A 24,853-nucleotide genomic window follows, 5' to 3' on the forward strand; every position below is an offset into this window, starting at 1 on the left:
GGAAGCCGATCTTGCCCGTCAGCCGATCTCGATCCAGCGGCGCTCGTGGAACGACTGTGCCATGGCGTGAACAGACTTCTCTATCCTGAGACCGTCTTCGAATGTCACCAAGGACGACGGGGCGCCGGAAATGGCGCGGATCAGCTCGCGGCATTCGATGATCTTCAGGTCGTTGAAGCCGAGGCCATGGCCGGGTGCGGGAATGAAGCGGTCGTAGGGCTGGTGTGCGGGTGCTGCGAGGATCTTGCGGAAACCCTGCTCCGTGCCACGGCCTTCGGCTTGGTAGAGCTCGAATTCGTTCATGCGTTCCTGATCGTATGCGATTGAGCCTTTCGAGCCGAATACCTGCAGTGCGATGCGGCCCTTGCGGCCCCAGGCGGCACGGTTTGCCATCAGCACGGCGGAAATGCCGCCGCCAAGTCGCATCAGGACGTTCGCGCCATCGTGATTCTCGACGGCACGGCGACCTCCCTCCTTCGTGGGGCGGTCGGCATAAGGCTTCACCATATCTGTAATGACGGCCTCGACGTGGCCGAAGAGATACCAGAGCAGCGACAGCGGATGCACGGCGAAATCGTCAAGCGCGCCGTAACCGGAAGACAGTTCGCTCTTCCAATAGAAGACGCCGTCCGGGTCGGCCATGAAATCCTCGTCCATCTCAACGCGGATGTGGTTGACGGTGCCGATCGCGCCCTCGCCGATCAGCGTCTTGATGTGCCGCATCACCGGGTTCTGGATATAGTTGTAGCCGAGCACGGCGACTTTGCCGGAGGCCTTTGCCGCTTTCAGCATCTGCTCGGCTTCGGCAAAAGCGGGCGCCATCGGCTTCTCGCACCAGACATGCTTTCCGGCTTCGAGCGCCGCAATCGCCATTTCGGCATGGAACTGGTTCGGTGTAGTAACGGAGACGACGTCGACCTCCGGATCGGCAATCAGCGCTTTCCAGTCGGCCGCCGCCTTTTCGAAGCCGAATTCGGCGGCGCGCGATTTTGCGAGGTCCGCATTGGCTTCGGCGAGGTGCACGAGCCTTGGGCGCTCGACATCACCGAAGACAGTTTTCACCGCATTCCAGGCCAGCGCGTGGCACTTGCCCATATAACCGGTGCCGATCAAACCGATGCCAATTGGCTTCATTTCCACCACCTCCTCCATGTCCGTGGCTATTTTTGGAATATTTGGACCGTTTTGACAAGCCGGCATGGCTGCGTCATCTGCGCCAGGCAACGCCGAATACTGTTCAAAACCCTTCAATTCCACGGGAATAAAAACAGTTAGGATCGAAAAGCGAAATCATTTATGCTTTTGAATATGGAATATTTGTTTCATCTTCTGGACCGCCTGCATGGATAACGACCCCAAGAGATTCGTGCGCGTGCCCCGCGATTTCGAAAGCCTGCGCAGCACGATCATCGAGCGCAAGGCAAGCATGCCGAAGCGGCTGGCGCAGGTCGCTGCCTTTGCGCTCAGCCATCCCGATGAGATCGCCTTCGGCACAACGGCAAGCATTGCTGCTGCTTCGGACGTCCAGCCGTCGACGCTGGTGCGACTTGCGCATCACCTCGGCTATGAGGGTTTCTCCGATCTCCAGAGCATTTTCCGCGAGCGGCTGCGCGACAGGACGCTGAGCTATGAGGAGCGCCTCGCCACGCTGGAGCAATCCGGCGGTGCCGACGAGGACGCCAATCTGCTTTCAGGGTTCATCGCCGCGGCCACCCAGTCCATCAACCGCATGGCGGCGACGGTCGGGACGGAAACATTCACCCGGGCCGTCGACATCTTGGCTGCGGCGGATACCATATATCTTATAGCGAAACGCCGCTCCTACCCGCTGACGGCGCATATGACCTACGCCTTTTCGAAACTAGGCATCCGCCACCAGATCGTGGCCTCACCGAACGGGGTCGATCCGGAGATGGTACAGTTCGCAACGCCGAAGGATGCGGCAATCGCGGCCAGCTTCTCGCCTTATGCTGCCGATAGCCTCAGTCAGGCCGAAGGGCTGGCTGATCGCGGCGTGCCAGTCGTCGCGATCACCGATTCGGCTTTCTCACCGCTTGCGGCCTGCGCTGCCTGCTGGTTCGAAGTTGCCGAAGCCGACTTTGCCGGCTTCCGCTCACTTTCCGCCTCCATGGCGCTGGCGATGGCGCTGCCTGTGGCGATCGCCGAGCGCCGGCGCAAGTTTCACCACCCGAAAACCTCAAAAGAGAAAATGGAATAAACATTCCGAATTGACAAAAATACGGAACTAATGTTTCATTATTCAAAATTTGCAGGCGGCAATGCCCTGCACGAATCCAGCGGGAGGACATCATGGCACAACCGAATCCGGGTCCGCGGCCCGAGCCGTCTCTTGATGTGATCACCATCGGCCGCTCGTCCGTCGATCTCTATGGCCAACAGATCGGCTCACGGCTGGAGGACATCGGCTCTTTCGCCAAATCCGTCGGCGGCTGCCCGGCCAATATCGCGATCGGCACAGCCCGCCTCGGCCTCAAGTCCGGCCTGATCACCCGCGTCGGCAATGAGCAGATGGGCCGTTTCATCATCGAGCAGTCGGCGCGCGAAGGTGTTGCGACCAAGGGCATCAAGACCGACAAGGAACGGCTGACGGCCCTCGTGCTGCTTGCGGTGGAAGGCGAAGGCGTTTCGCCGATGATCTTCTATCGTTCGGACTGCGCCGACATGGCGCTCGACGAAGACGATATTGACGAGGACTTCATCAAGTCGTCGCGCGCGGTTCTCGTGTCCGGCACGCATTTTTCCCGCCCGAATACGGAGGCCGCGCAGCGCAAGGCGATCCGTATTGCCAAGGCGAATGGGCGCAAGGTGATCTTCGACATCGACTACCGGCCGAATCTCTGGGGGCTTGCCGGCCATGCCGAAGGCTTCGAGCGCTATGTGAAGTCCGACCGCGTCTCTTCCAAAATGAAAGAGACGCTGCCGGATTGCGATCTCATCGTCGGCACGGAAGAAGAAATCCTGATTGCTTCCGGCGCGGACGACGTGCTTGGAGCACTGAAGGAGATCCGCCGCCTTTCCGCGGCAACGATCGTGCTGAAGCGCGGCGCGATGGGCTGCATCGTCTACGATGGGCCGATCGCCCACGATCTGGAAGCAGGCATCATCGGCCAGGGCTTCCCGATCGAGGTCTTCAACGTGCTCGGCGCCGGCGACGCCTTCATGTCCGGCTTCCTGCGCGGCTGGCTGAAGGACGAACCGCTGAAGACCTGCGCGACCTGGGCCAATGCCTGTGGGGCCTTCGCCGTCTCCCGCCTGCTCTGCTCACCGGAATATCCGACCTGGGCGGAGCTCGACTTCTTTTTGAAGAACGGCAGCGAGCATCGGGCGCTGCGCAAGGACGAGGCGATCAACCACATCCACTGGGCATCGACGCGCAAGGGCGACATTCCGTTGCTGATGGCGCTCGCCATCGACCATCGATCGCAACTCACCAGCGTCTGCGACGAGCTGGGCATCGACTACAAGGAGATCGTCGCCTTCAAGCGGTTGGCCGTCGAGGCGGCGGCACGCGTTGCCGATGGCCGCGATGGTTATGGCATGCTGATCGACGAACGGTTCGGCCGCGATGCCTTCTTCGATGCGGCGGCCAAGAACTTCTCCTGGATCGGACGGCCCGTCGAATTGCCGGGTTCAAAGCCTTTGCGCTTCGAGTTCAGCCAGGACATCGGCTCGCAACTCGTCGAATGGCCGCTCGACCACTGCATCAAGTGCCTCTGCTTCTATCATCCGGACGATCCGGCCGATCTGAAGAGCGAGCAGCAGGAGAAGCTGCGCACACTCTTCGAGGCGGCGCGCAAGGTGGGCCGCGAACTGCTGGTCGAAATCATTGCCAGCAAGAACGGACCACTGACCGACGGCACGATCTCGACTGCCATGGAAGAGCTTTACGCGCGCGGTATCAAACCCGACTGGTGGAAGCTGGAGCCGCAGGCTTCGACAGCTGCCTGGAAGAAGATCGAGGCCGTGATCGCCAAGAACGATCCGTGGTGCCGCGGTATCGTGCTGCTGGGGCTGGAGGCGCCCGCCGAAGAGCTCGTGAAAGGCTTCGAGGCCACGCTTGCTGCGCCCTCCGTCAAGGGTTTTGCCGTCGGCCGCACCATTTTTGCCGACGCGGCGCGCGCCTGGCTCTCTGGCAACATGAATGATGAGGAAGCGATCGCCGATATGGCCGGACGCTTCCGCCGACTGACCGAGGCCTGGTTGAAAACCCGCGGGCTGCATTAATTAAGAGCATTTGGGAGGTGCCCGATGGGCAAGACAATCCGATTGACGATGGCGCAGGCTGTTGCGCATTTCCTAACGAAGCAGATGACCGTGATCGACGGCAGGAAGGTACCGATCTTCGGCGGCGTCTGGGCGATCTTTGGCCACGGCAATGTTGCCGGCATGGGCGAAGCTCTCTATCAGGTGCGCGGCGAGCTGCCGACCTATCGCGCACATAACGAACAGGGCATGGCGCATGCGGCGATCGCCTATGCCAAGGCGAGCTTCCGCCAACGCTTCATGGCCTGCACGAGCTCGATTGGCCCTGGCGCCTTGAACATGGTGACGGCAGCCGGCGTCGCGCATGTCAACCGCATCCCGGTGCTCTTCCTGCCCGGCGACATCTTCGCCAACCGCGCGCCCGATCCGGTGCTGCAGCAGATCGAGGATTGGGGCGACGGCACGGTTTCGGCCAACGACGCCTTCCGCCCGGTCTCGCGCTATTTCGACCGCATTACCCGCCCCGAGCAGATCATCACGGCGCTCAAGCGTGCCATGCAGGTGCTGACCGATCCGCTCGACTGCGGCCCGGTGACGCTCTCGCTCTGCCAGGACGTCCAGGCGGAAGCCTTCGATTATCCGGCGAGCTTCTTCGAAGAAAAAGTCTGGATAATCCGCCGTCCGCAGCCGGACACCGATGAGCTCGCTTCTGCGATCGCGCTCATCAAGTCCGCCGAAAAACCGGTGATCATTTCCGGCGGCGGTGTGCTCTATTCACAGGCGACGAAGGAACTGACAGCCTTCGCCGAGGCGCACGGCATTCCTGTCGTCGTCAGCCAGGCCGGCAAATCGTCGATCGACGAGCGCCACCCGCTGGCACTCGGCTCCGTCGGCGTCACCGGTACGTCGGCTGCCAACGCCATTGCAGAGGAAACCGATCTCATCATCGCCGTCGGCACCCGCTGCCAGGACTTCACCACCGGCTCCTGGGCGCTATTCAAGAACGACAAGCTGAAGATCCTAGGCCTCAACATCGCCGCCTACGATGCCTACAAGCATAACGGTCAGCCGCTGGTCACCGACGCCCGCGAGGGCCTGAAGGCGCTGTCGAAGGGGCTTGGCGGCTGGAAGGCGCCGGCAGCACTTGCGGAAAAGGCGACGAAGGAAAAGAATCTCTGGATGGATGCTGCCAACAAGGCGATGGCTTCCACCAATGCCGCCCTGCCCTCGGATGCGCAGGTGATCGGCGCGGTGACCCGCTCGATCGAACTGGAAAAGGCGATCGGCCTTTGTGCGGCAGGCGGCCTGCCGGGTGAGATGCACAAGCTGTGGCCAGCCACAGCCCCCGGCAGCTACCACATGGAATACGGCTTTTCCTGCATGGGTTACGAGATCGCCGGCGGCCTCGGTGCGAAGATGGCGAACCCGGACAAAGAGGTCTTCGTTCTGGTCGGCGACGGCTCCTACATGATGCTGAACTCCGAGCTTGCGACCTCGGTGATGATGGGCATCAAGGTGAATATCGTTCTGCTCGACAACCGCGGCTACGGCTGCATCAACCGGTTGCAGATGGAAACGGGCGGCGCGAACTTCAACAACCTGCTGAAGGACTCCTATCACGAGGTGATGCCGGAAATCGACTTCCGGGCGCATGCCGAGAGCATGGGCGCCATCGCGGTCAAAGTTTCCTCGATTGCCGAACTGGAAAAGGCGATTGCCGATTCGAAGAAGAACGAGGGTACCTCGGTCTTCGTCATCGACACCGATCCGCTGATCACGACGGAAGCCGGCGGCCACTGGTGGGATGTCGCAGTGCCGGAAGTGAGCCCCCGCCAACAGGTCAACAAGGCTCATGCGGCTTACGTAAAGGCACGCGCCGCCCAGCGCGTCGGCTGATCGGCTGCTGCCATTTTACTGGAAGAGCGGTCCCGCTCTTCCAACAATGCCTTTAAGGAGACTATTGATGAAGGCCAAACTTGGCATGTCGCCCATCGCCTGGTGGAACGACGATCTTCCTGAGCTCAGCGACGATGTGTCCCTCGAGGAATGCCTGCGGCAGTCGCGCAGCGCGGGCTTTACCGGCATGGAAAAGGGCCGCCGTTTCCCCGAAGACCCGCAGGTGATGCTGCCCATCCTGCGCGCCGCCGACGTGACGCTGTGCGGCGGCTGGTTCTCAGGCACGCTAGTCGACGAGGAACTTGCCGCGAACAAAGACCGCATCGCCCCGATGATCGAGTTGTTCAAAGCGGTCAATGCGCCCTGCATCGTCTATGGCGAGGTCGGCCGCTCCATCCAGGGCGACCGCTCCAAGCCGCTCGCGACCAAGCCGCGCCTCCCCGATGACGAGATGAAGGCCTATGCGCGCCGCGTCACCGAGTTCGGGGAATGGTGTGCCGAACAGGGCATGCCGCTTTCCTATCACCATCACATGGCCGCCGTGGTCGAAACCGAGCCGGAACTCGACGCCTTCATGCACAATTCCGGCGAAGGCATTCCGCTGCTGCTCGATGCCGGGCATCTGGCCTTTGCCGGCGGCGACGTGCTGCGCGCTATCGACAACCACCACGCCCGTATCAACCATGTTCACGTCAAAGACATCCGCAGACCTGTCGTGGATGGACTGGACCGCAGCCGGCAGTCCTTCCTCGACGCGGTGGCGCTTGGCGCCTTCACCGTGCCTGGCGACGGCTCGCTCGATTTCGGCGCCATCGTCCAGCGGCTCGCCGATTACGGCTATGAAGGCTGGTTCGTGGTCGAGGCCGAACAGGACCCACGTAAAGCGCCCCCGCAGAAGATGGCCGAGATCGGCCATGCTGAATTGATGCGCGTCATGACGGCTGCGGGTTACACGGTGGAAACGGAAGGCTTTCCCAAGGGGTAACGGGAGACCCTACCGGGTCTTTGGAGCAAGACGCAGCGCGGCACATCCCTTCTCCCGTCGGGGAGAAGGTCGCGGCAGCCGGATGAGGGGGCCGCCACCCACTAACGTACGAGGAGAAACACCATGCCAAACCTCAAGGTGAAGCCGTCCGGCACGAGCGGCCGCGTCATCCATGTCACGCCGGAAAGCGCCGGCTGGACCTATGTGGGCTTCGACCTCCACCGGCTGAAGCCGGGCGAAACGGCGTCCGGCGCGGCCGGCGACCGCGAGATCTGCCTCGTCTGGGTGAGCGGCAAGGGCAAGGCGACGGCCGGCACGGAGGATTTCGGCACGCTCGGCGAGCGCATGAGCCCGTTCGAGGGGGCGCCGCATGCGCTCTATATCCCGATGGAATCAACCTGGTCGGTGACGGCCGAGACCGATCTGGAGCTCGCTGTCTGCTCCGCTCCCGGCGGCGGCACTTACCAAGCCAAGGCGATTCCGCCCGGCACGCATCCGTCGCTCACACGCGGCAAGGGCACGAATGTCCGCTACGTCAACAATATCATGCCGGAGGACGACGGCTCGGCGCATTCGCTGCTGGTCGTCGAAGTCATCACGCCCGGAGGCCATACCTCTTCCTATCCGCCGCACAAGCACGACCAGGACAACCTGCCTCACGAAAGCTTCCTCGAAGAGACCTATTACCACCGCCTGAACCCGCCGCAGGGCTTCGGCTTCCAGCGCGTCTACACCGACGACCGGTCGCTGGACGAGGTGATGGTGCTGGAAGACGGCGACGTGACGCTCGTTCCCAAGGGCTATCACCCCTGCGCCGCGACGCATGGCTACGACCTATACTATCTCAACGTCATGGCCGGTCCGAAGCGCATCTGGAAATTCTACAACGCACCCGAGCACGAATGGCTGCTGAAGGCTTAGCGCCGCGTTCGATCGCTAAATAATCTGACAGCGCGAAAGCCGCGCAGGTGGTTCACTGCCTCCATCCAATCAGAAAGGATGGAGGATCATCACCATGCGCGGCTCAAGCTTCATAATCCCCGGCCCGGCAGTTCCGTTCCTCGCAAGCGGCGCAGCCATGGCTGCTTGCGGTCCTCATCGCAACGGTACGCTGGTTTGCGCGTAAGATGGTGGAACGGCGCAACCGGAATGCTCTGCTCGAGCTTCTCGATCTTGGCTTTTCGAGCCACAGCCACTTCAGTGCCTCCTTCAAGCAAGCCTTCGGCCAGACGCCGGCCGAATTTCGGCGCTCGGCGCGACTGAAGTGAACCGCAGAACCGATCGCTAAAGATTTCGACAGCGGCGATCCGGCTCCTGATGATCTTATGGTCCCGTCCCGATCAGGGGACGATCAACCGGAGGATCATCAGATGAAGAAGACCACATGCGCTGCCTGCGACTGCGAACTCGGTCCCGGAGCCATTAGCGTCAAACTCGGCGGCAAGATCGTCGAGGTGTGCTGCGAAGAATGCGCCGCAGCGCTGAAGGAGGCCGACGCCGCTGCAACCACAGCGGCGACCGGCAAGAACTAGACCTCTCCGGCGGCTAGAGCCTTTCCGGGCTAGATATCGAGCGCCAGATGCGGCCGGCCGTTCGATGTCTTGCGCGGCGAGACGCCGTTCGTGTCAACCTGCGCGTTGATGCGCTGGCGGAAGGCGGAAAAGCTCTCGAAGGTCACGACATCCACCGGTTCATCGAAATGGATTGTGATCTTGTGAAGCCCGCCGCCGGTCTCTGCGAGTGCCAGAACCTTGCCGGAAACGGCTGGTTCAGGTAGCGGCCGCGCACCTGCGAGCCGACGGAGAGCGCCGCGATGGGATCGGCGTTCGGTTTCGTTGCGAGAGCCGACAGCGTGTTCCAGTCACGCACGCCATGCTGCTGGGCAACGAGTTCGAGTGCGGCACTGTGCGAAATCGCACTACCGCGCGTTTCCATCGCCTGACGAAGCCGCTTTGCCTGCGCCTTCAGTTCATCGATGGGAAGATAGGTCGTCATGTGTTCAGCCTTTCGGAAGGCATGCCATTTCGACTGCAAAGGGGAGCTCGCATTGCCGTCAGTCAGCATGCACCAATTGGCTGCGACGTGAACTTCGAGGGCTTCACCATGGACTTTCATCCGCGAGCGGCCGGCGCCTCGAACCAGCGCCTGATATGGGCGACACCGCTCGTCCTGTCAAGAACGCCCCAGAATGGACCGCCCTGCCCTCCACCGATCGCTGAAAATCAAGGGATTTCCTGTCCAGCCACGCATAAGGCTCAAATTCTATTGATCCTGTTCAATACCTGTCAGCATTCTTGCGTTACCTTTCAATCGCACAACGAGTGGAGGCTAATATGGCCTTTCAGACGCACCTCAACGACGACAATAACGAGCAGGAGAAATCCTACCGAGATTTCTCGCTCGACCGGCCCGGCAAGATCATTTTCGTCGGCCATCACCTCAGCACCGGCACGCAGGTCCGCTGCCTGATCCGCACCATCAATCTCGCCGGCGCCGTCCTCGAAGTGAGCCCGACGCTCGAGGTTCCGAACCACTTCTTCCTCGAAATTCTCGGCATCCGCGACGAGATCGGCTCGACGGTCGTCAAGCGCGAAGGCGAGCTCGTGACGATCAGCTTCAACATGCTGATCAATGCGGAATTCCTGCATCATGTGCTGCGCCTGAGCTTCGAAGCGGACGTCTGACGCGCTTCGCCTTCGGGTCGGGACGGCGGGCGCTGTCGCGCGCGGCAAACCACACGATCAACGGCAGGAGCCACCGCAGGCCGTCCCATTCCGGCTCGTCGAGCGGGTCCGCGAAAGGGTCGCGGCGGCCCGTTCTGTTTCTTGTCTCCAGGTCGTTCCAGAGAATTACCCAGTTGAGAAGCATTGTCAGGTTCTCCATCTATCTGTTGGAGCACTTGAACTAAGCCTTCGCCGTCGCCGAATGTAGAGCTTGCGGAAGAAAGGGGGTTTTCAGAAATGAAAGACGCGAACTGGGACGATCTTCAACTCTTCTTCCACGTGGCGACCGCCGGCGGACTGTCGGCAGCTGCGGCAAAGACCGGCCTCAGCGCGCCGACGATCGGTCGGCGCATGCTGGCGCTGGAGCGCGCCACGGGCCGCGCGCTCTTCACACGCGGTCCGACCGGCTATCTGCTGGAAAAGGACGGCACGGCCCTTCTGGAGCACGTGCGCCTGATGCAGGAGGCCGCGCAATCGATCTCCGACTGGCGCGGCGAGGTGCTGACCCTGCCGATCGTTTCGACGGCGGCCGACAGCTGGACGTCGCGTTTCATCGCCGACCACCTGGCAAGAATCTGGACGCCGAAAGACCGGTTCCGCATGTGCTACAAGACCTGCGATATGAATATCGATTTCACCTACCGCGAAGCGCATATCGCCATCCGGCACAGCCGCCCGGAAAACGGCAATATCGCAATCCGGCGATCGGTGACGGTCGCGCACGCCGCCTACCAGGCGGCAAGCTTCGATAATGACAACCGCAATTGGATTTCGCTCGGCACCGACACCGCCATCACGCCGGCGGACAAATGGACCTTCGAGCAGCCGGACTCCTGGATTACCGGCTGGACGAATACGCCGCACATGCTTTTCCACCTGATCCGCGGCGGCGCCGGGCGCGGCGTGCTTCCGTGCTTCATAGGCGATGCGGAGCCCAGCCTGGCGCGCGCCGGACCGATCATCGAGCCGCTCACCTATGACATGTGGATCACCGCGCATGACGACGAACGCCAGCGGCCGGAGGTGCGCGCAGTCATCGACAGACTGGCAGCGCTCTTCGGCGAGAACGAGCATTTGTTTGCGGGACGGAAGATCGGCGGGTGAGAGGAGCGCGAGCCCTTTGCCCACGCTCTTCTTCCGGTGGACCGATCAAGCAACTAGGCGGCGCTCGATCTCATCGACCGGCATGTTGGTATAATCCTTGGGGACCTCCGCCGAGATGGCTGCCAGCGCTTCGGCGCTCAGGTTCGGCCTCAAAGTACCGAGCGCCTTGGGCGGCGCCACCAGGATGATGCGGCGAGCGTTCTTTTCACGGACCAGCTTATCCAGCTTCGCAGCGATCTGCCTCAGAAAATCGGCTTCCGCCTGCGCCTGCCAGTCCGTTTGCTCCATGGCGCTGCCGCTCGTGCCGTCCGGAGCGTGGGCCCGTCCCGGCTTGTCGGAGCCGAGTTCGCGGGTGGGCTCGCTGGGTTGGCTCAGCGTTTCATGCACCTGCAGGTTCATGAGAAGCGCATTGCCTGCATTGCGCATGATCAAAGCCTTCGCACCATCACAGACCACAACCCATGATTCCCACGGCACTTTGATGTCAGCCATTTTCGTTTCCTCTTGATGGATTATTCGAAGCGAAACGCTTCATCGACAGAGGCAAAACGTACAGTAATTGAAAGAGTTCGGAGGGTCCACGCATAAATCGATTCGGAGAGGTGATCCGATACCTGAACTCGCGAAATCAGGCTTGTGCGCCTAAAAACAAAATTAGCTTTCATTAAAATTGTCCCGATCCGTTTGACGAATGCGAAAAGCATTCCTGTGACGCTATGCGACAACAGGGTCAGGATGAGCTGGCCTAGGGAGAGCCGCGTCATGTCCATGCTCCGAGCAACGCACCTTGCTACGGTCAGATCGGAACTCTACGACGTACGCTGGGAACAGTTCGATGTGCGGCGCCCGGCCCGCATCGTCGCCGTCCGTCCATGCCTGACGGGCATCTCGCTTCGAAGCGCGGAAATCCTCGATATTTCCCGCGGAGGTGCCACCTTCGTCGTCTCGTCGACGGCCGGGCTGCCGAAACACTACTATCTCAACATTCTCGGCCTTGCCTATCGAATCGGTTGCGCGGAGGTCTACCGCAACAACGAGCGCATCGGCGTCCGCTTCATCAACGTCATGGATCCTGAAATCCTTCGACGCGTCGTGCGCGCCGATTTCATGGCCGGCAACATCGAGGCAATGGAAGCGCGCCGCTCGACGCGCATCGAAAGCAGACCGTAGGCTAGTTCGCGCGCTATGAAATAATCTTCCTTGCCTTGAGGATGGCAGCGCCTATTGTTGGCGCGATTTTTCATCGTCCCGGGAATCTGCATTTCGATGTCCGCCTTTTCGCGCTTCACGCCACTGGTCAGCGCCCTTCCTTCCACCGTTCCCTTTGTCGGTCCCGAGGCCATCGAGCGCCAGCGCGGCCTCAAGGTCGAGGCCCGCATCGGCGCCAATGAAAACGGCTTCGGCCCCGCGCCCTCCGTGCTTGCCGCGATGCGCGAGCAGGCGGGCGACATCTGGAAATACAACGATCCGGAAAACTTCGATCTCCGCGAGGCGCTGGCTGCCCATCTCGGCGTGACGGCTGCTAACATCGCGATCGGCGGCGGCATCGACGAACTGCTCGGCCAGATCGCCCGCATGGTGATCGAGCCGGGAATGCCGGTCGTCACGTCGCTCGGCGGCTACCCGACGTTCAACTTCCATGTCGCTGGCTTCGGCGGGCGGCTGGTGACGGTGCCCTACGCCAACGACCGCGAGGACCTCTCCGGCCTGCTCGATGCGGTGAAACGCGAGAACGCACCGCTCGTCTACTTCGCCAACCCGGACAATCCGATGGGTAGCTGGTGGGATGCGGACAAAATCATCGCCTTCGCCCGCGCCCTTCCCGAAACCTGCCTGCTGGTGCTCGACGAGGCCTATAGCGAAACCGGCCCTGCCGGCTCGCTTCCCTCGATCGAGGCGCTGATCGGCCTGCCGAACGTCGTTCGCACCCGGACCTTTTCCAAGGCCTATGGCTTAGCAGGGGCCCGGGTCGGCTATGCGATCTCGACGCCCGGCACGGCTCTGGCCTTCGACAAGATCAGGAACCACTTTGGCATGAACCGGTTGGCGACGGCGGCGGCACTCGCCGCGCTCAAGGATCAAACCTATCTCGCTGAGGTCGTCGGCAATATTCATGCCGCGCGCGAGCGCATCGCCGCAATCGCCCGCGCCAACCAGCTGTCGCCGCTGCCGTCCGCCACCAACTTCGTCGCGATCGATGCGGGACGCGACGGTGCCCATGCCCGCTCGATCGTCGAAGGGCTGATGCAACACGGCGTCTTTATCCGCATGCCGGGGGTCGCGCCGCTCAACCGCTGCATCCGTGTCAGCGTCGGACCAGAGCCGGATATGGCCCGCCTCGAGGAAGCCCTGCCCCAGGTTCTCCGCTCGCTGGGTTAGATTGAAACGTTCTGTTGGCTCTAAACGGAAAACCCGCGCCGGCCTTGTTTCTGCCGGTCGCGGTTTCGGTTCTCCCGGCTCAGGCTTCGTCCAAAGCGCCCGCCAGCCCCTCTTTTTGAGGTTGTTATTTCTCTCGATTACTCCTTCGTGCCGGAGACGGTCTCAGTGGACCGTCATCCACTCGCGGGCGGCGCGGAGTGCCGCGGCGAGCTGCATCTTATCCATCGTGGCGGCGACATCGGCGCGAAGCTCGGCAGCACGGTCGTTGCCCTTGATCGCGGCGATGTTCAGCCACTTGTGCGCGGCGACGAGATCGACGTCGCAGCCGCGGCCTGTTGCATACATCAGTCCCATTTCGCAGAAGATATCGGCGTTGTTGTCGCCACCCATGGTGGCCATTTCAGCATTGTGCATTTCAAAGCGTGCCATCGGTTTAATCCCTGTTTAGCCTGTTATCGACTTGCCCTGTTTTACCTTCCGCGCCGTGCCGTCTATCGCAGCTTTCGGTCCCGTCGGTGTGGCGGGTTTGCCCCGCTCGTTTGATGGCTCCACTATGCCGGCACGCATTCAAAAAACGCCTAAAATGCATGATTAATTTGAGACAAACAAAGTGCAAACACTTGGTAAAATTGGGTTTTCGTTAAACATCGGAGTCCCTGCGCATTAAGGACTTTTCGCACAATTTTACGAAAGATTCATATTTGAAAATCAACCTTTCGTTCACCACAAAATCAGCCCGCAAAAAGAGAAATGGAAAAATCCGGCGCAAAAGCACGCTGGAAATCGGCGATTTTCACCGACGCGGATATTCACCTTTACGTTCGCGTCAGTTATTTTCGCCGCGCTCAGGACATCAGGGAGGAAAAGATGATCCGTACACTTATTCTTGCGGGCGCCATGGCGCTTTCAGCCAGCCTTGCTTATGCGGAGGAGCCGATCGTTGGCAGTTGGAAGACGGACTCGGGCGAAACCGCCCAAATCGCTTCTTGCGGTGGCAGCTACTGCGTAACGCTGAAGACCGGCAAATTCGCCGGCAAGAAGATCGGAACGCTTGCCGGCACCGGCGGCACTTATAATGGCGAGATCACCGACCCGAAAAACGACAAGACCTACAGCGGCTCGGGAAGTGTTACCGGCAATTCGCTGAAGATGAAGGGCTGCGTGCTCAAGGTGCTCTGCAAGTCGCAGAGCTGGACGCGGCTTTAAGACGCCCAGTCCGTCGCAAAGTCGACCTTGCGCTGATTTTTGCGACGGACATTTTCCTTGGAATTTACTGACAACGAGTTTGGCACGAATGTCAGGAATCCACGACAACATCGTGGTGTCAGGGGACCCAGTCGGCCCCGAAACGATCGGAAATCATTTAGAATAGGTTTTTGCCGTCGCTCCTCGGATCACCGTTTACCTGATGAGGCGTGTAAAGATCGGTCCGGACCCGTCGCCGCCATGGCCTTGCAAGATTTTCCGGATCAATTTTGATGTCAGTGACAGCAACAGCGGGCATACCGTTCTTAGGGCATTGTGCTGCCCACTGACCATCTGGAGCGGCAATTCCCGAGGGAACGGCCGTACTCTGGGGTGCAAGGGTGGAATAGCTGATCCAGTAAATATTGCTTGCCGCATGCCCCAATACCTCAGCGGCAAATGCCGGAGCATTAGAAGGGCTATCTCCTGCTGTCGAAAACAGGACGCAATCGACATTAAGTTTCTCGTATTCGATGAATATCTCGGGATAGTGCGCTTCCATGCCGATCGCGCAGCCGAAACGGAAGCCATCCACCTCAAAAGTCACTGGGATCTTCCCCGGCGAATACATGAACGAGATTTTCGTGTTCGATAGCAGGCGCTCATCATAGCGCGTCACCAGCTCCCCACGGTCGGAGACGACATAAAGGCTGTTATGCGGCCGGTGCGGCGAGGTGAGCTGATGGACGGAACCGAATATCGTCCAAAGCTTAAGCTCGTTCGCAAGTCTTCTGGTCGCTTCCAGTTCCTCGCGCAAAGCGCCCCATTCGAAGCGCGTCCAGTCGGAAGGCCCGATTTCTCTAGGCCCGATTTCGGACATGATTCGTTTATGTGGCCAGCAGGTTGTTCCTTCCGGAAAATGTAAGAGGCGAGCCCCTGCCTTATGAGCTTCCTCCATGAGGCGACGCATTTCTGCTGCGCTGGCATGAAGCGCCAGAATTTCACGGGGATCGTTGAACAGTGATGTTTGCGCTACAGCGATCCGCATTGAATGGATAGCGGGCTTGTCTGGCGGCCGGCGAATATGTTGGAGAGCTGCGGTGTATGATTCGCCGGTTTTGGCCGCGCGAGCACGTACACGGCGTTTGAGATTTCCGTTTTGCGTCATTGTCAGGCCTTTCACGTCCCGGACGCAGTTCCCCAGCAACCCACCCGAAACGATCGGACCAAGACAGCGACCCGAGACAGAAGTCCCTTTGCCTCCGTTCAAGACCATGCTGGGGAAGGTCTGGGAGGTTAGGCGCAGGCCACGCCAGAACAAGATTGTCGGGCAAGTGCCGATTCGTCAAGCTGTCGCAAAATCCCCCGATTAAAGCGACACTTGTGTGTCTGACTTTTGAACATTGCAAAACCAATCCTCGACCCGCGCCGAAATATCTTCAGCAGCGACGGCCGCCCTCAGCACCATGCTTCGAGTGACCGTCGCTTTCAGCCCTCGGGCTTTCCCGTGTCAGCGGGCGCGCTGGTTGAAGAGGATCTTCTGCGCTTCCTTGTCGTCAGCAATATTCGCCTGGCGTTCGCGCTCTTCCTTGCCGACTTCGATTCCCCTTAGAACCGCCGGGCGCCGGTGCATGCGCTCGAACCAGGCCTTGAGGTTCGGAAACTCGTTGAGGTCCTGGCCCTGGCGTTCATAGGGGATGACCCAGCCGATTGAGGCCATGTCGGCGATCGAGTATTCGCCGGCGAGATAGTCCCGCCCTTCCAGCCGCCTGTTCATGACGCCATAGAGGCGGTTCACTTCGTTGGTATAGCGGTTGATGCCGTATTCGATCTTCTCCGGCGCATAGCTGCGGAAGTGGTGTGCCTGGCCGGCCATCGGGCCGAGGCCGCCGACCTGCCAGAAGAGCCATTCTTCCACCTGCACGCGCATCCGCTCGTCCGTGGGATAGAACTTGCCGTGTTTGCGGCCCAGATATTGGAGGATGGCGCCGGATTCGAAGACCGAGATAGGCTCGCCGCCGGGGCCGTCCGGGTCGATGATCGCCGGCATGCGGTTGTTCGGCGCGATCTTCAGGAAGTGGGGCGCGAACTGCTCACCCTTGCCAATGTTGATGTACTTCACCTCGTAGGGAACGCCGAGTTCCTCGAGCATGATGCTGATCTTAAAGCCGTTCGGGGTCGGCCAGTAATAAAGTTCGATCGGTGCCGTCATCAAAATCTCCTTTGCGGGACTCAACACATAAGTGGCAGGGCGCCGCCTTCAAGCCGTCAACCATTGTGAACGCCAAATGAACCGGGACCTCAGCACCCGTTCAGCCGCGGTGTGGCAAGACTTATCTCAACGATAAGACGCATCTCGGCCCAAGGAACATGGACGTGCTTATTCTGGCAAGACGCTTCACCGTCATCACGCTGTTCGCGGCGGTTTTCGCGATCACATTTTCCGCAGCCGTCGTGCGCGGCGGCGGGGGCGGCGCACAGTCGCATTTCGGCGCGAACTACACCTGCCTCAATGTGACCAGCCCCTTCTGCACCGGTATGCGCTAAAATATTCCCCGGCGGGCTGCAGGCGCGTCGCTTGCTTGTTAATAAGGGCAATCTATAATGTGCCATGAGCAAAAGAATCTCTCCATTACCTCTTGATATTTCCTCGCCGCCTGCCTTTGAACCGCAAAGCTTCGACGATCCGGCACAGGCGGTCGACGCGCTAACAGCGCTTTACGAACGCAATACCACCTTCCTGATCGACAGTTTTTCGGAGCTTGCCAAGGGCGCGCCGATCACGTCGCGCTACCGCGCCTTCTACCCTCAGGTCAGTATCGAAACGACTAGCTTCGGCCATGTCGACTCCCGTCTGTCCTACGGGCATGTGACGGCGCCGGGCGTCTATACGACAACGGTCACCCGGCCGAAGCTTTTCCGCCATTACCTGAAGGAGCAGTTGGCGCTCTTGATGAGGAGCCACAACGTTCCAATCGTCGTGTCCGAATCCTCGACGCCGATCCCGCTGCATTTCGCCTTCGGCGAAGGCGCGCATGTCGAAGCCTCCGCCTCGACCTTCATCGACATCCCGATGCGCGACCTCTTCGACACGCCGGACCTCAACACGACCGACGACGAGATCGCCAACGGCGAATATATCCCGCCGCCGGGCGAACCCTCGCCGCTTGCGGCTTTCACGGCGCAGCGCATCGATTATTCGCTGGCCCGGCTTGCCCATTACACGGCAACGAGCGCGCAGCACTTCCAGAACTTCGTGCTCTTCACGAACTACCAGTTCTACATGGATGAGTTCTGCGCCTGGGCGCGCGAGACGATCGCCAAGGGCGGCGGCGAGGACGGCTACACAGCCTTCGTCGAGCCGGGCAACATCATCACACACGCCGGATCGAGCCAGCCGGAAACCGATGCCACGCCCCCCCGCCTGCCGCAGATGCCGGCCTATCACCTCAAGAAGAAGGGCCATGGCGGGATCACCATGATCAATATTGGCGTCGGCCCCTCCAACGCCAAGACGATCACCGACCACGTGGCCGTACTGCGCCCGCATGCCTGGCTGATGCTCGGCCACTGCGCGGGCTTACGCAACAGCCAGCGGCTCGGCGACTACGTGCTGGCGCACGCCTATATGCGCGAGGACCATGTTCTCGACGACGACCTGCCGGTCTGGGTGCCGATCCCCGCACTTGCCGAAGTGCAGGTGGCGCTGGAAGCGGCCGTCGCCGAAATCACCGGCTACCAAGGTTTCGAGCTGAAGCGCATCATGCGCACCGGCACCGTCGGCACAATCGACAACCGCAACTGGGAACTGCGCGACCAGCGCGGCCCGGTGAAGCGGCTGTCGCAAGCGCGCGCCATCGCACTCGACATGGAATCGGCAACGATAGCCGCCAACGGCTTCCGCTTCCGCGTGCCTTATGGAACCCTGCTTTGCGTTTCCGACAAGCCGCTGCATGGCGAGCTGAAGCTGCCGGGCATGGCGACGGCCTTCTACCGAACGCAGGTCAACCAGCACCTGCAGATCGGCATCCGCGCCATCCAGAAGCTCGCGGCGATGCCGCCGGAAGCACTGCATTCGCGCAAGCTGCGCAGCTTCTTCGAGACTGCCTTCCAGTAAGGTCTTACCTCGCCGTCTCCAACTTTGTGCGATCCGCAAGCATCTGCGGATCGACATCGCGTGAGTCCGCAACTTGCAGGCCGGCGATGACTACCGCAAATATCGCGAAAGCAACCACGAGCCGCGCAAAAAACGAACGGATATCTGTCTCGTGAAATTCTTCGCGAGCCTGCTCGTTGCGCCGCGCCCAGATGAGACTTGCAATGGCGACTTCCAAAACTCCCATGTCCTTCACTCCTTCGAGGTTATCGATGGAGCTTTGTCGAATGCGCGACGGCGATTTCGACATTCAGGCCTGAACAAAGATTTTTTTCTTTGCTGTCGAATTGCGTCTAGTCTCTTCGTCAACAGGCTGTGAGAGGAAGCCGGGAGGAAGTAGCCATGAAATATCTGTGCCAGGTCTGGTTCGAGCCGTCCGTGCTCGAGCGCATGAGCGAAGGGGAGAAGAAGAGGGTCGACAGGGATTCGCGCGCTTATGACGAGGACCTCGTCGCCAGCGGTCACATGATCCAGGCCGAGGCGCTGCAATCGCCGAAGAGTGCGGTGACCGTTCGCGTTCGCAGTGGCGAGATGTCGGTGACCGACGGCCCCTATGCCGAAACGAAGGAACAACTCGGCGGCTTCATCCTCATTGACGCGAAAGACCTGAACGATGCCATCCGCGTTGCCGCCGGCATTCCGCTGGCAAAAGTCGGCAGCATCGAAGTTCGCCCCATCTACACTTTCGGCTGAGGAGGCATCCATGAAGTTTCTTTGCCAGTTCTGGTTCGATACCGAGAAAAGCAAGCTGGTTCCGCAGGAGGAATGGGATGCACTGACGCAGGAGTGCATCGCCAGCGACGACCTCTGGCAGGAGCGCGGTTTCCTTCAGGAAGCACTTGCGCTGCGCGAGCCGGCGTCAGCCGTCACGCTGCGAATCCGGAAGGGAGCGACAGTCGCCACGGATGGTCCATTTGCCGAAATCAAGGAACACCTCGGCGGCTTCGTCTTGCTCGAAGCCAGGGATATGGAGGAAGCGAAGTCCATCGTCTCGACCTTCCCGATCCTGAAATACGCTTCGGTCGAAATACGCCCCGCCTATTCGGTCACGGACGGGAGATAGGTCAATGCGCTATCTCTGCCTGATCTATAATCCCGCCGACATCGACGGTACACTGACGCCGAAGGAGGGCGACGAGCTCGTCAAGGCGCATTTCAGCTTCGATGAAGAGCTGAGCCGCGACGGCATCATGATCCACTCCGATGCGCTGGAGATGCCGGAGAAAGCGACCGTGCTGCGAGTCCGCAACAACATGCTGCAGGCGACCGACGGCCCTTATGTCGAAACCAAGGAGCATCTTGCAGGTTTCTACGTCATCGAAGCACGGGACGATCAAGCGGCGAAGGAGATTGCGGCACGCATCCCCTCCGCGCGTGTCGGCGCCGTGGAACTCAGGCCGGTGCGGATACTGACTTTACCGGAGTAGCATTTGGAGAAACTGATCGAAGACATATACCGGTCGCAATCGCGCAGGGTTCTGGCAACGCTCATCCGCCTGCTCGGCGATTTCGACCGGGCGGAGGAAGCGCTGCACGACGCCTTTGCGGCGGCGGCTCGCACATGGCCGCGCGACGGTGTTCCCGCCAACCCGTTTTCATGGCTCGTTTCCACGGGCCGCCACAAGGCGATCGACCATATCCGGCGGCGCAGGCGCTTCGATGCGTCGCTGCAGGATATCGAGGACAGTTTTTACGGCGAGGCCGATACGACGGAGATCGGCGACATGGAGCTTATTGGCGACGACATGCTGCGGCTAATCTTCACCTGCTGCCATCCGGCCATTCCGTCGGATGCGCAGATGGCGATGGCGCTGCGTGAAGTCTGCGGGCTGACGACCGAGGAGATCGCCCATGCATTCCTCGTTCCGGCACCGACCGTGGCACAGCGGATCGTGCGGGCGAAAAGCAAGGTACGGACGGACCGCATCCCGTATGAAGTTCCCGACCTCGACGAACTGCCCGAGCGGCTCGACCGCGTGCTGCACGTCATCTATCTCGTCTTCAACGAAGGCTATTCAGCGTCTTCGGGCACGGAAGTGGTCCGAACGGACCTGACGGCCGAGGCGATCCGGCTGGCGCGGCTGGTGGAAGACCTGCTGCCGCACCCCGATGTTGAGGGACTGCTTTCGCTAATGCTGCTGCAGGATTCGCGCGGGCGGGCGCGGCGCACTGAGGATGGCGGCCTGATCCTACTTGCCGAGCAGGACCGGTCAGCCTGGGATCGCAGGAAGATAGAGGAAGGCCTGGACCTGCTGCGGCGGGCGATGGAGCCCAGCGAGGTCGGTCTCTACACCGTCCAGGCCGCTATTGCCGCCGAACATGCCAAGGCCGAGACGCCGGAGGCCACGGATTGGCCGCGCATCGCCGCCTATTACGACCTGCTGACTACGGCACAGCCCTCGCCGATCGCGGAGCTCAACCGGGCGGTGGCGATCGCAATGTCGGAGGGGCCCCAAAGAGGCCTTGAGATCGTCGACGGCATCCTGGCATCCGGGAAACTCGGCAGCTATCACCTTGCGCATGCCGCACGCGCCGATTTCCTGCGCCGGCTCGGCCGCCGGGCGGAGGCGATCGCTGCCTATGAACGCGCGCTGTCCCTCTGTCAGCAAGGGCCAGAGCAGGCTTTTCTGCGCAAGCGGATATCAGAACTGACGGCGGCGTCCGAGCGGCAATGAGATCGCGGTTCCCGTCAGAGCGGAAACGATGATCAGCAGATGCGCATTGATGCTTGCCTGAGCAAGCGCATCGAGCGCCGCCTTGCCGGTCGATGCGCCCAGGGCAACGGCGCCTGCGGTAATGCCTGCCGGATAAGTGCCAACGCCGCCCGGCGCATGGACGGGCAGTACTGAGGAAAGCTCGCCGCCGAGCGCACCGCCGAAACTCGCCGTCAGCGGCGAAACGCCCATGAGGCTGAGCGCCCAGGCGAGCACGACGACCTTCACCAGCCAGTTCACCGCCGTCATGGCCCAGGCGCGTGCGAAGGCTCTGGCATTTGCGGGCAGGCCGATTTCGATTTCCGACAGGAAGCCCTGCGCCTTGGCGGGAAAAAGTCTGAAGCCGAAGCGAAGCAGCGGCCTGCGGATCACGAAAGCCGCGACCGGCAAAAGCAGGAATGCGGCCCACAAAAGCCAGGCCAGAAGGGCATTCGGGGCGGCTGCCGCAAATCCGATGCCGGCTGCGGCGAGCAGCGCGTGCAGATCGAGCAGGCGCATGACCAGAAGAGCGGAGGTTGCCCGCGTCAGCGGAATGCCGAATTCCGCGCGCATGAGAACCGGAAAGCTCGTCTCGCCGGTGCGGAACGGCAGCATGATATTGAGCAGGTTATGAATCTGCGTCACCCGGAAAAGCGTGCGGAACTGGCCTGCCGTCTCCCGCGGGAAGTAATCGAGAATGCGCCACGTCCGCAGGAAGTAGGTGCTGGTCAACAAGGAAAGCGCCACAAGGATCGGTATCGCGCCGACGGTGGCCCACTGGGCGATGATGGCCGACCATCCCCAGAACCACTCGATGAAAAGCGCATAGGCTGCGACGATTACGACCGTCAGCAGCGTCATGCGATTGCGCGCCAACCAGGATTGTCGGCTAGCGCCAACCGGAGAGTTCATGTACTAGGCTTCCTGACTTCAGCGGACAAAACGCCGCTCGACTGGCCGTTGCGGCCTTTTAGGAGCAATAAGAGTTGCAGACAACGTCAGAGTCGCTTCGAAGCGCAAATGATCTAGACCAATCGCTCGAACTTTCGCTTGTGGTGCCGGTTTTCAACGAGGAAGAAAGCGTCGGCCCGCTTGTCGAACGGATATGCGATGCGATGGTGACATACGCTTGCCCGTGGGAGCTTATCCTGGTCGATGACGGCAGCACGGATGCCACGCTCGTCAATGCCCGCAAGTATCTCGGCCGTGAAGGGCTGGCGCTCAGGATCGTGGAGTTGCAGCGCAACTTCGGCCAGACCGCCGCGATGCAGGCCGGCATCGACACGGCGCGGGGCCGGCTGATCGCAACGATGGACGGCGACCTGCAGAACGACCCGAAAGACATTCCGTCGATGGTTTCCGAACTCGAGCGCCGCGAACTCGATCTCCTGGTCGGCTGGCGCAAGAACCGCAAGGACGCTCTGCTGTTGCGCAAGATCCCGTCCTGGTGCGCCAATTACCTGATAGGCCGCATCACCGGCGTGAAGCTGCACGACTACGGCTGCAGCCTGAAGATCTACCGCGCCTCGATCATCAGGCAGGTGAAGCTGATGGGCGAAATGCACCGCTTCATCCCCGCCTGGGTCGCCGGCGTCGTCCCGAGCTCGCGCATCGGCGAAATGGCCGTCACTCATCACGCCCGCCAGCACGGTCAGTCGAAGTACGGCATCTCGCGGACCTTCCGCGTGATCCTCGACCTTTTGTCGGTTATGTTTTTCATGCGCTACAAGGCGCGGCCCGGCCATTTCTTCGGCTCGCTCGGCCTCGGCCTCGGCGCACTCGCGGCGCTGATCCTGCTTTACCTGTTCTTCGACAAGTTCATTCTCGGCAACGATATCGGAACCCGTCCAATGCTCATGGTCGGCGTCGTCCTGCTGCTGTCGTCCGTGCAATTGATCACCACCGGTATTTTGGCGGAGATGATCGCCCGCACCTACTATCGCGACGACGCCTCGCCGAATTACATCGTCCGGCAGATTTTTGATGGAAGCGACGTTTGACAGGCGGCGGGGCGACCCGCTGATGCAACGGTTCTGCAGCACGATTGGCAGCGCGAGCATGCTGCTTGCCGGCTATTTCCTGCTGAACATCCTACTGCGCGCCGCCCTGCCCCACTCGCTGGAGCTCGACGAGGCGGAGCAGACCTTCTACGCGCAATATCTGCTGGCAGGCTACGGTCCACAACCGCCGTTCTACAACTGGATGCAGTATGCCGTCGATGCCGTTGCCGGACCGTCGATCTGGGCGCTGAGCATTCCGAAAAACGTCCTGCTCTTTCTATGTTACCTCTTTTACGGTCTTGCCGCGCGCGAGATGCTGAAGGACCGCACGCTACAGGCTGCGGCGATGCTCGCGCTGATTACGCTTCCGCAGGTCTCTTACATGGCGCAGCAGGACCTGACTCATACGGTCGCGCTACTTTTCGCCACTTCGCTGTTCCTCTTCGGCTTCTTCCGGACGCTGGAGCGCCCGAGTCTTCTCAGCTTTCTCATTCTCGGCATCGCAACCGGGGTTGGCATCATCTCGAAATACAATTTCGCACTGATGCCGCTCATCGCGGTGGCGGCTGTGATCCCGGATCGGGAATGGCGGCAGCGCCTCCTCGACTGGCGGATTCTGCCGGCGTTTGCGATTGCGCTGGCAATCACATTGCCGCATCTCCACTGGCTTTACGGCAACGTCGAACTGGCTTCCCACGGCACGCTAAGCAAGATGATCGATAGCCGCGAGGCGAGCGACCTGTTCCCGGCAGGTAAGGGCCTACTCTCCCTTCTTATTGCGATCATTGCTTTCGCGGCACTGCCGATCGCGATTTTCGCCGCTGCCTTCCGGCGCGATTTCGTCCATGGACTTTCGGCGGGCGACTGCTGGACAAGACTGATGGAGCGCATGATGGTCATCAGCCTGATCGCGATCGTCGCGGTGATCCTCGTGACCGGCGCAACCCATATCCGCGAACGCTGGCTCGATCCGTTCCTGCTCATTCTGCCTATTTACATCTTCCGCAAGCTCGAAGTGGCAGGCGCCGATCTCTCGCTTGGGCTCAAGCGTTTTCTCAACGTCGTTCCCGTGCTGATGGCACTCGTGCTGATCGCGCTTGCGGCAAGGGTAACCGGGGCGGAGTTCATCGGTTCCTACACGAAGCTGAACGTCCCCTTCGCTGATTTCGCCAAGGCGATGACGGACAACAGGCAGCCTCCCGCCCTCATCATTGCGAGCGATCGCTATGTCGGCGGCAATCTCAGGCTCCAACTGCCGGACGTGCCAGTGATAATATCCGGCTTTCCGAACCCCGGAATCGCGATGAACGCTGCGGCCGCGCGGCCGATCCTCGTCGCCTGGCGGGGGCCGAATCCGAAAGAAGCGCCGATGCCGCCGGAAATCTCGACCTGGTTGAAGCAAAACGGCTTGGAACCCGACGCGATCGGCTCGCTGGCGCTCCCCTACCACTTTGGCAAGAGCGGCGACACCTATGCGCTCGGCTTTGCCTGGCTTGAACGGAAATGAA

Annotated in this window: 26 protein-coding genes and 2 pseudogenes; 20 read left to right on the forward strand and 8 right to left on the reverse strand. The window is 60.9% G+C overall.

The window, feature by feature from the left end; genetic code table 11:
• Positions 1 to 18: 18 nt before the first annotated feature.
• Positions 19 to 1,134 carry a Gfo/Idh/MocA family protein gene (locus tag ACZ9BX_RS09430; protein ID WP_476217379.1) on the reverse strand — a complete coding sequence of 372 codons (1,116 nt, stop codon included), beginning with the start codon at positions 1,132 to 1,134 and terminating at the stop codon, positions 19 to 21.
• A gap of 208 nt (positions 1,135 to 1,342) precedes the next feature.
• Here ACZ9BX_RS09430 and ACZ9BX_RS09435 point away from each other — a divergent pair, with 208 nt between their 5' ends.
• The 7 genes and pseudogenes from ACZ9BX_RS09435 to ACZ9BX_RS09465 all read left to right on the forward strand — a co-directional run bounded on the left by ACZ9BX_RS09435 (position 1,343) and on the right by ACZ9BX_RS09465 (position 8,637).
• Positions 1,343 to 2,218, forward strand: coding sequence for a MurR/RpiR family transcriptional regulator (locus ACZ9BX_RS09435; RefSeq protein ID WP_100772648.1), 876 nt, complete (start codon positions 1,343 to 1,345; stop codon positions 2,216 to 2,218).
• A 92-nt stretch (positions 2,219 to 2,310) separates the two neighbouring features.
• Positions 2,311 to 4,245: a bifunctional 5-dehydro-2-deoxygluconokinase/5-dehydro-2-deoxyphosphogluconate aldolase gene (locus ACZ9BX_RS09440; RefSeq protein ID WP_476217382.1), complete on the forward strand. Its 1,935-nt coding sequence runs from the start codon at positions 2,311 to 2,313 to the stop codon at positions 4,243 to 4,245.
• 24 nt (positions 4,246 to 4,269) lie between these two features.
• Complete coding sequence (gene iolD / locus ACZ9BX_RS09445) at positions 4,270 to 6,120, forward strand: 3D-(3,5/4)-trihydroxycyclohexane-1,2-dione acylhydrolase (decyclizing) (protein ID WP_476217383.1); 1,851 nt, start codon at positions 4,270 to 4,272, stop codon at positions 6,118 to 6,120.
• Between the two features lie 67 nt (positions 6,121 to 6,187).
• On the forward strand, positions 6,188 to 7,105 hold the full coding sequence (iolE, locus tag ACZ9BX_RS09450) for a myo-inosose-2 dehydratase (protein ID WP_476217385.1): 918 nt from the start codon (positions 6,188 to 6,190) through the stop codon (positions 7,103 to 7,105).
• 123 nt (positions 7,106 to 7,228) lie between these two features.
• Positions 7,229 to 8,026, forward strand: a complete 798-nt coding sequence (iolB, locus tag ACZ9BX_RS09455) for a 5-deoxy-glucuronate isomerase (RefSeq protein ID WP_476217387.1) — start codon at positions 7,229 to 7,231, stop codon at positions 8,024 to 8,026.
• Between the two features lie 245 nt (positions 8,027 to 8,271).
• Positions 8,272 to 8,373: pseudogene (locus tag ACZ9BX_RS09460) on the forward strand (helix-turn-helix domain-containing protein); the annotation flags it as partial.
• A gap of 102 nt (positions 8,374 to 8,475) precedes the next feature.
• A complete protein-coding gene (locus ACZ9BX_RS09465) occupies positions 8,476 to 8,637 on the forward strand; it encodes a hypothetical protein (RefSeq protein WP_476217389.1) in 162 nt (53 codons plus the stop codon).
• Between the two features lie 29 nt (positions 8,638 to 8,666).
• Here the strand turns inward: ACZ9BX_RS09465 and ACZ9BX_RS09470 are convergent.
• A pseudogene (locus ACZ9BX_RS09470) lies at positions 8,667 to 9,220 on the reverse strand (glyoxalase superfamily protein).
• Positions 9,221 to 9,438: 218 nt separating this feature from the next.
• On the opposite strand from ACZ9BX_RS09470, the gene ACZ9BX_RS09475 reads away from it, so the two are divergent.
• The gene (locus ACZ9BX_RS09475) at positions 9,439 to 9,789 is read left to right on the forward strand and encodes a hypothetical protein (RefSeq protein WP_132567767.1); all 351 of its coding nucleotides are present in this window, start codon (positions 9,439 to 9,441) and stop codon (positions 9,787 to 9,789) included.
• 276 nt (positions 9,790 to 10,065) lie between these two features.
• Positions 10,066 to 10,932: a LysR family transcriptional regulator gene (locus ACZ9BX_RS09480; RefSeq protein WP_476217391.1), complete on the forward strand. Its 867-nt coding sequence runs from the start codon at positions 10,066 to 10,068 to the stop codon at positions 10,930 to 10,932.
• 45 nt (positions 10,933 to 10,977) lie between these two features.
• On the opposite strand, the gene ACZ9BX_RS09485 is transcribed toward ACZ9BX_RS09480, so the two are convergent.
• Positions 10,978 to 11,424 carry a baeRF12 domain-containing protein gene (locus tag ACZ9BX_RS09485; protein WP_132567773.1) on the reverse strand — a complete coding sequence of 149 codons (447 nt, stop codon included), beginning with the start codon at positions 11,422 to 11,424 and terminating at the stop codon, positions 10,978 to 10,980.
• Positions 11,425 to 11,694: 270 nt separating this feature from the next.
• On the opposite strand from ACZ9BX_RS09485, the gene ACZ9BX_RS09490 reads away from it, so the two are divergent.
• Together ACZ9BX_RS09490 and ACZ9BX_RS09495 are read left to right on the forward strand one after the other, a co-directional pair.
• Entirely contained in the window at positions 11,695 to 12,102 is a 408-nt protein-coding gene (locus ACZ9BX_RS09490; protein ID WP_476217394.1) for a PilZ domain-containing protein, read from the forward strand.
• Positions 12,103 to 12,198: 96 nt separating this feature from the next.
• Entirely contained in the window at positions 12,199 to 13,311 is a 1,113-nt protein-coding gene (locus ACZ9BX_RS09495; protein ID WP_476217396.1) for a pyridoxal phosphate-dependent aminotransferase, read from the forward strand.
• A gap of 162 nt (positions 13,312 to 13,473) precedes the next feature.
• Here the strand turns inward: ACZ9BX_RS09495 and ACZ9BX_RS09500 are convergent, their stop codons facing one another.
• Positions 13,474 to 13,740 (reverse strand): sel1 repeat family protein, encoded by a 267-nt coding sequence (locus tag ACZ9BX_RS09500; RefSeq protein ID WP_022714612.1) that lies wholly within the window; start codon positions 13,738 to 13,740, stop codon positions 13,474 to 13,476.
• Positions 13,741 to 14,178: 438 nt separating this feature from the next.
• Here ACZ9BX_RS09500 and ACZ9BX_RS09505 point away from each other — a divergent pair, with 438 nt between their 5' ends.
• Positions 14,179 to 14,517 (forward strand): DUF2147 domain-containing protein, encoded by a 339-nt coding sequence (locus ACZ9BX_RS09505; protein WP_476217398.1) that lies wholly within the window; start codon positions 14,179 to 14,181, stop codon positions 14,515 to 14,517.
• 157 nt (positions 14,518 to 14,674) lie between these two features.
• Here ACZ9BX_RS09505 and ACZ9BX_RS09510 read toward each other — a convergent pair whose 3' ends face one another.
• The gene (locus ACZ9BX_RS09510; RefSeq protein ID WP_476217400.1) at positions 14,675 to 15,664 is read right to left on the reverse strand and encodes a carbon-nitrogen hydrolase family protein; all 990 of its coding nucleotides are present in this window, start codon (positions 15,662 to 15,664) and stop codon (positions 14,675 to 14,677) included.
• Positions 15,665 to 16,006: 342 nt separating this feature from the next.
• Entirely contained in the window at positions 16,007 to 16,708 is a 702-nt protein-coding gene (locus tag ACZ9BX_RS09515) for a glutathione S-transferase N-terminal domain-containing protein (RefSeq protein WP_476217402.1), read from the reverse strand.
• A gap of 164 nt (positions 16,709 to 16,872) precedes the next feature.
• Between ACZ9BX_RS09515 and ACZ9BX_RS09520 the strand changes: the two genes are divergently transcribed.
• Positions 16,873 to 17,043: a hypothetical protein gene (locus ACZ9BX_RS09520; RefSeq protein WP_165928101.1), complete on the forward strand. Its 171-nt coding sequence runs from the start codon at positions 16,873 to 16,875 to the stop codon at positions 17,041 to 17,043.
• Positions 17,044 to 17,107: 64 nt separating this feature from the next.
• Positions 17,108 to 18,613 carry an AMP nucleosidase gene (locus ACZ9BX_RS09525; RefSeq protein ID WP_027507462.1) on the forward strand — a complete coding sequence of 502 codons (1,506 nt, stop codon included), beginning with the start codon at positions 17,108 to 17,110 and terminating at the stop codon, positions 18,611 to 18,613.
• 4 nt (positions 18,614 to 18,617) lie between these two features.
• Here the strand turns inward: ACZ9BX_RS09525 and ACZ9BX_RS09530 are convergent, their stop codons facing one another.
• Positions 18,618 to 18,839 carry a hypothetical protein gene (locus ACZ9BX_RS09530; protein WP_476217405.1) on the reverse strand — a complete coding sequence of 74 codons (222 nt, stop codon included), beginning with the start codon at positions 18,837 to 18,839 and terminating at the stop codon, positions 18,618 to 18,620.
• A 155-nt stretch (positions 18,840 to 18,994) separates the two neighbouring features.
• On the opposite strand from ACZ9BX_RS09530, the gene ACZ9BX_RS09535 reads away from it, so the two are divergent.
• From ACZ9BX_RS09535 to ACZ9BX_RS09550, 4 genes are read left to right on the forward strand one after another with little or no spacing between them, the layout of a single operon-like run.
• Positions 18,995 to 19,345, forward strand: a complete 351-nt coding sequence (locus tag ACZ9BX_RS09535; RefSeq protein ID WP_476217407.1) for a YciI family protein — start codon at positions 18,995 to 18,997, stop codon at positions 19,343 to 19,345.
• Between the two features lie 10 nt (positions 19,346 to 19,355).
• Positions 19,356 to 19,715 carry a YciI family protein gene (locus tag ACZ9BX_RS09540; protein ID WP_476217409.1) on the forward strand — a complete coding sequence of 120 codons (360 nt, stop codon included), beginning with the start codon at positions 19,356 to 19,358 and terminating at the stop codon, positions 19,713 to 19,715.
• A 4-nt stretch (positions 19,716 to 19,719) separates the two neighbouring features.
• Positions 19,720 to 20,079 carry a YciI family protein gene (locus ACZ9BX_RS09545; protein ID WP_476217410.1) on the forward strand — a complete coding sequence of 120 codons (360 nt, stop codon included), beginning with the start codon at positions 19,720 to 19,722 and terminating at the stop codon, positions 20,077 to 20,079.
• A gap of 3 nt (positions 20,080 to 20,082) precedes the next feature.
• Positions 20,083 to 21,327, forward strand: coding sequence for an RNA polymerase sigma factor (locus ACZ9BX_RS09550; RefSeq protein WP_476217412.1), 1,245 nt, complete (start codon positions 20,083 to 20,085; stop codon positions 21,325 to 21,327).
• Here the strand turns inward: ACZ9BX_RS09550 and ACZ9BX_RS09555 are convergent.
• Positions 21,295 to 22,257 (reverse strand): lysylphosphatidylglycerol synthase domain-containing protein, encoded by a 963-nt coding sequence (locus ACZ9BX_RS09555; protein ID WP_476217414.1) that lies wholly within the window; start codon positions 22,255 to 22,257, stop codon positions 21,295 to 21,297. The two genes, ACZ9BX_RS09550 and ACZ9BX_RS09555, sit on opposite strands and share 33 nt — an antisense overlap.
• 74 nt (positions 22,258 to 22,331) lie before the next feature.
• Here ACZ9BX_RS09555 and ACZ9BX_RS09560 point away from each other — a divergent pair, with 74 nt between their 5' ends.
• Together ACZ9BX_RS09560 and ACZ9BX_RS09565 are read left to right on the forward strand one after the other, a co-directional pair.
• Positions 22,332 to 23,345 carry a glycosyltransferase family 2 protein gene (locus ACZ9BX_RS09560; RefSeq protein ID WP_476217416.1) on the forward strand — a complete coding sequence of 338 codons (1,014 nt, stop codon included), beginning with the start codon at positions 22,332 to 22,334 and terminating at the stop codon, positions 23,343 to 23,345.
• A gap of 19 nt (positions 23,346 to 23,364) precedes the next feature.
• Entirely contained in the window at positions 23,365 to 24,852 is a 1,488-nt protein-coding gene (locus ACZ9BX_RS09565) for a glycosyltransferase family 39 protein (protein ID WP_476219946.1), read from the forward strand.
• Position 24,853 lies beyond the last annotated feature (1 nt).

The sequence above is a fragment of the Rhizobium sp. USDA 3886 genome, assembly GCF_056279785.1.

What these genes read in the sequence shown, in the direction of transcription:
- ACZ9BX_RS09480 (WP_476217391.1), top strand. Translation starts at nt 10,066, where the DNA reads ATGAAAGACGCGAACTGGGACGATCTTCAACTCTTCTTCCACGTGGCG.
- ACZ9BX_RS09440 (WP_476217382.1), top strand. Translation starts at nt 2,311, where the DNA reads ATGGCACAACCGAATCCGGGTCCGCGGCCCGAGCCGTCTCTTGATGTG.
- ACZ9BX_RS09510 (WP_476217400.1), bottom strand. Translation starts at nt 15,664, where the DNA reads ATGACGCAAAACGGAAATCTCAAACGCCGTGTACGTGCTCGCGCGGCC.
- ACZ9BX_RS09490 (WP_476217394.1), top strand. Translation starts at nt 11,695, where the DNA reads ATGTCCATGCTCCGAGCAACGCACCTTGCTACGGTCAGATCGGAACTC.
- ACZ9BX_RS09430 (WP_476217379.1), bottom strand. Translation starts at nt 1,134, where the DNA reads ATGAAGCCAATTGGCATCGGTTTGATCGGCACCGGTTATATGGGCAAG.
- ACZ9BX_RS09505 (WP_476217398.1), top strand. Translation starts at nt 14,179, where the DNA reads ATGATCCGTACACTTATTCTTGCGGGCGCCATGGCGCTTTCAGCCAGC.
- ACZ9BX_RS09515 (WP_476217402.1), bottom strand. Translation starts at nt 16,708, where the DNA reads ATGACGGCACCGATCGAACTTTATTACTGGCCGACCCCGAACGGCTTT.
- ACZ9BX_RS09500 (WP_022714612.1), bottom strand. Translation starts at nt 13,740, where the DNA reads ATGGCACGCTTTGAAATGCACAATGCTGAAATGGCCACCATGGGTGGC.
- ACZ9BX_RS09535 (WP_476217407.1), top strand. Translation starts at nt 18,995, where the DNA reads ATGAAATATCTGTGCCAGGTCTGGTTCGAGCCGTCCGTGCTCGAGCGC.
- ACZ9BX_RS09540 (WP_476217409.1), top strand. Translation starts at nt 19,356, where the DNA reads ATGAAGTTTCTTTGCCAGTTCTGGTTCGATACCGAGAAAAGCAAGCTG.
- iolB (WP_476217387.1), top strand. Translation starts at nt 7,229, where the DNA reads ATGCCAAACCTCAAGGTGAAGCCGTCCGGCACGAGCGGCCGCGTCATC.
- iolD (WP_476217383.1), top strand. Translation starts at nt 4,270, where the DNA reads ATGGGCAAGACAATCCGATTGACGATGGCGCAGGCTGTTGCGCATTTC.
- ACZ9BX_RS09465 (WP_476217389.1), top strand. Translation starts at nt 8,476, where the DNA reads ATGAAGAAGACCACATGCGCTGCCTGCGACTGCGAACTCGGTCCCGGA.
- ACZ9BX_RS09495 (WP_476217396.1), top strand. Translation starts at nt 12,199, where the DNA reads ATGTCCGCCTTTTCGCGCTTCACGCCACTGGTCAGCGCCCTTCCTTCC.
- ACZ9BX_RS09555 (WP_476217414.1), bottom strand. Translation starts at nt 22,257, where the DNA reads ATGAACTCTCCGGTTGGCGCTAGCCGACAATCCTGGTTGGCGCGCAAT.
- ACZ9BX_RS09475 (WP_132567767.1), top strand. Translation starts at nt 9,439, where the DNA reads ATGGCCTTTCAGACGCACCTCAACGACGACAATAACGAGCAGGAGAAA.
- ACZ9BX_RS09530 (WP_476217405.1), bottom strand. Translation starts at nt 18,839, where the DNA reads ATGGGAGTTTTGGAAGTCGCCATTGCAAGTCTCATCTGGGCGCGGCGC.
- iolE (WP_476217385.1), top strand. Translation starts at nt 6,188, where the DNA reads ATGAAGGCCAAACTTGGCATGTCGCCCATCGCCTGGTGGAACGACGAT.
- ACZ9BX_RS09485 (WP_132567773.1), bottom strand. Translation starts at nt 11,424, where the DNA reads ATGGCTGACATCAAAGTGCCGTGGGAATCATGGGTTGTGGTCTGTGAT.
- ACZ9BX_RS09545 (WP_476217410.1), top strand. Translation starts at nt 19,720, where the DNA reads ATGCGCTATCTCTGCCTGATCTATAATCCCGCCGACATCGACGGTACA.
- ACZ9BX_RS09435 (WP_100772648.1), top strand. Translation starts at nt 1,343, where the DNA reads ATGGATAACGACCCCAAGAGATTCGTGCGCGTGCCCCGCGATTTCGAA.
- ACZ9BX_RS09525 (WP_027507462.1), top strand. Translation starts at nt 17,108, where the DNA reads ATGAGCAAAAGAATCTCTCCATTACCTCTTGATATTTCCTCGCCGCCT.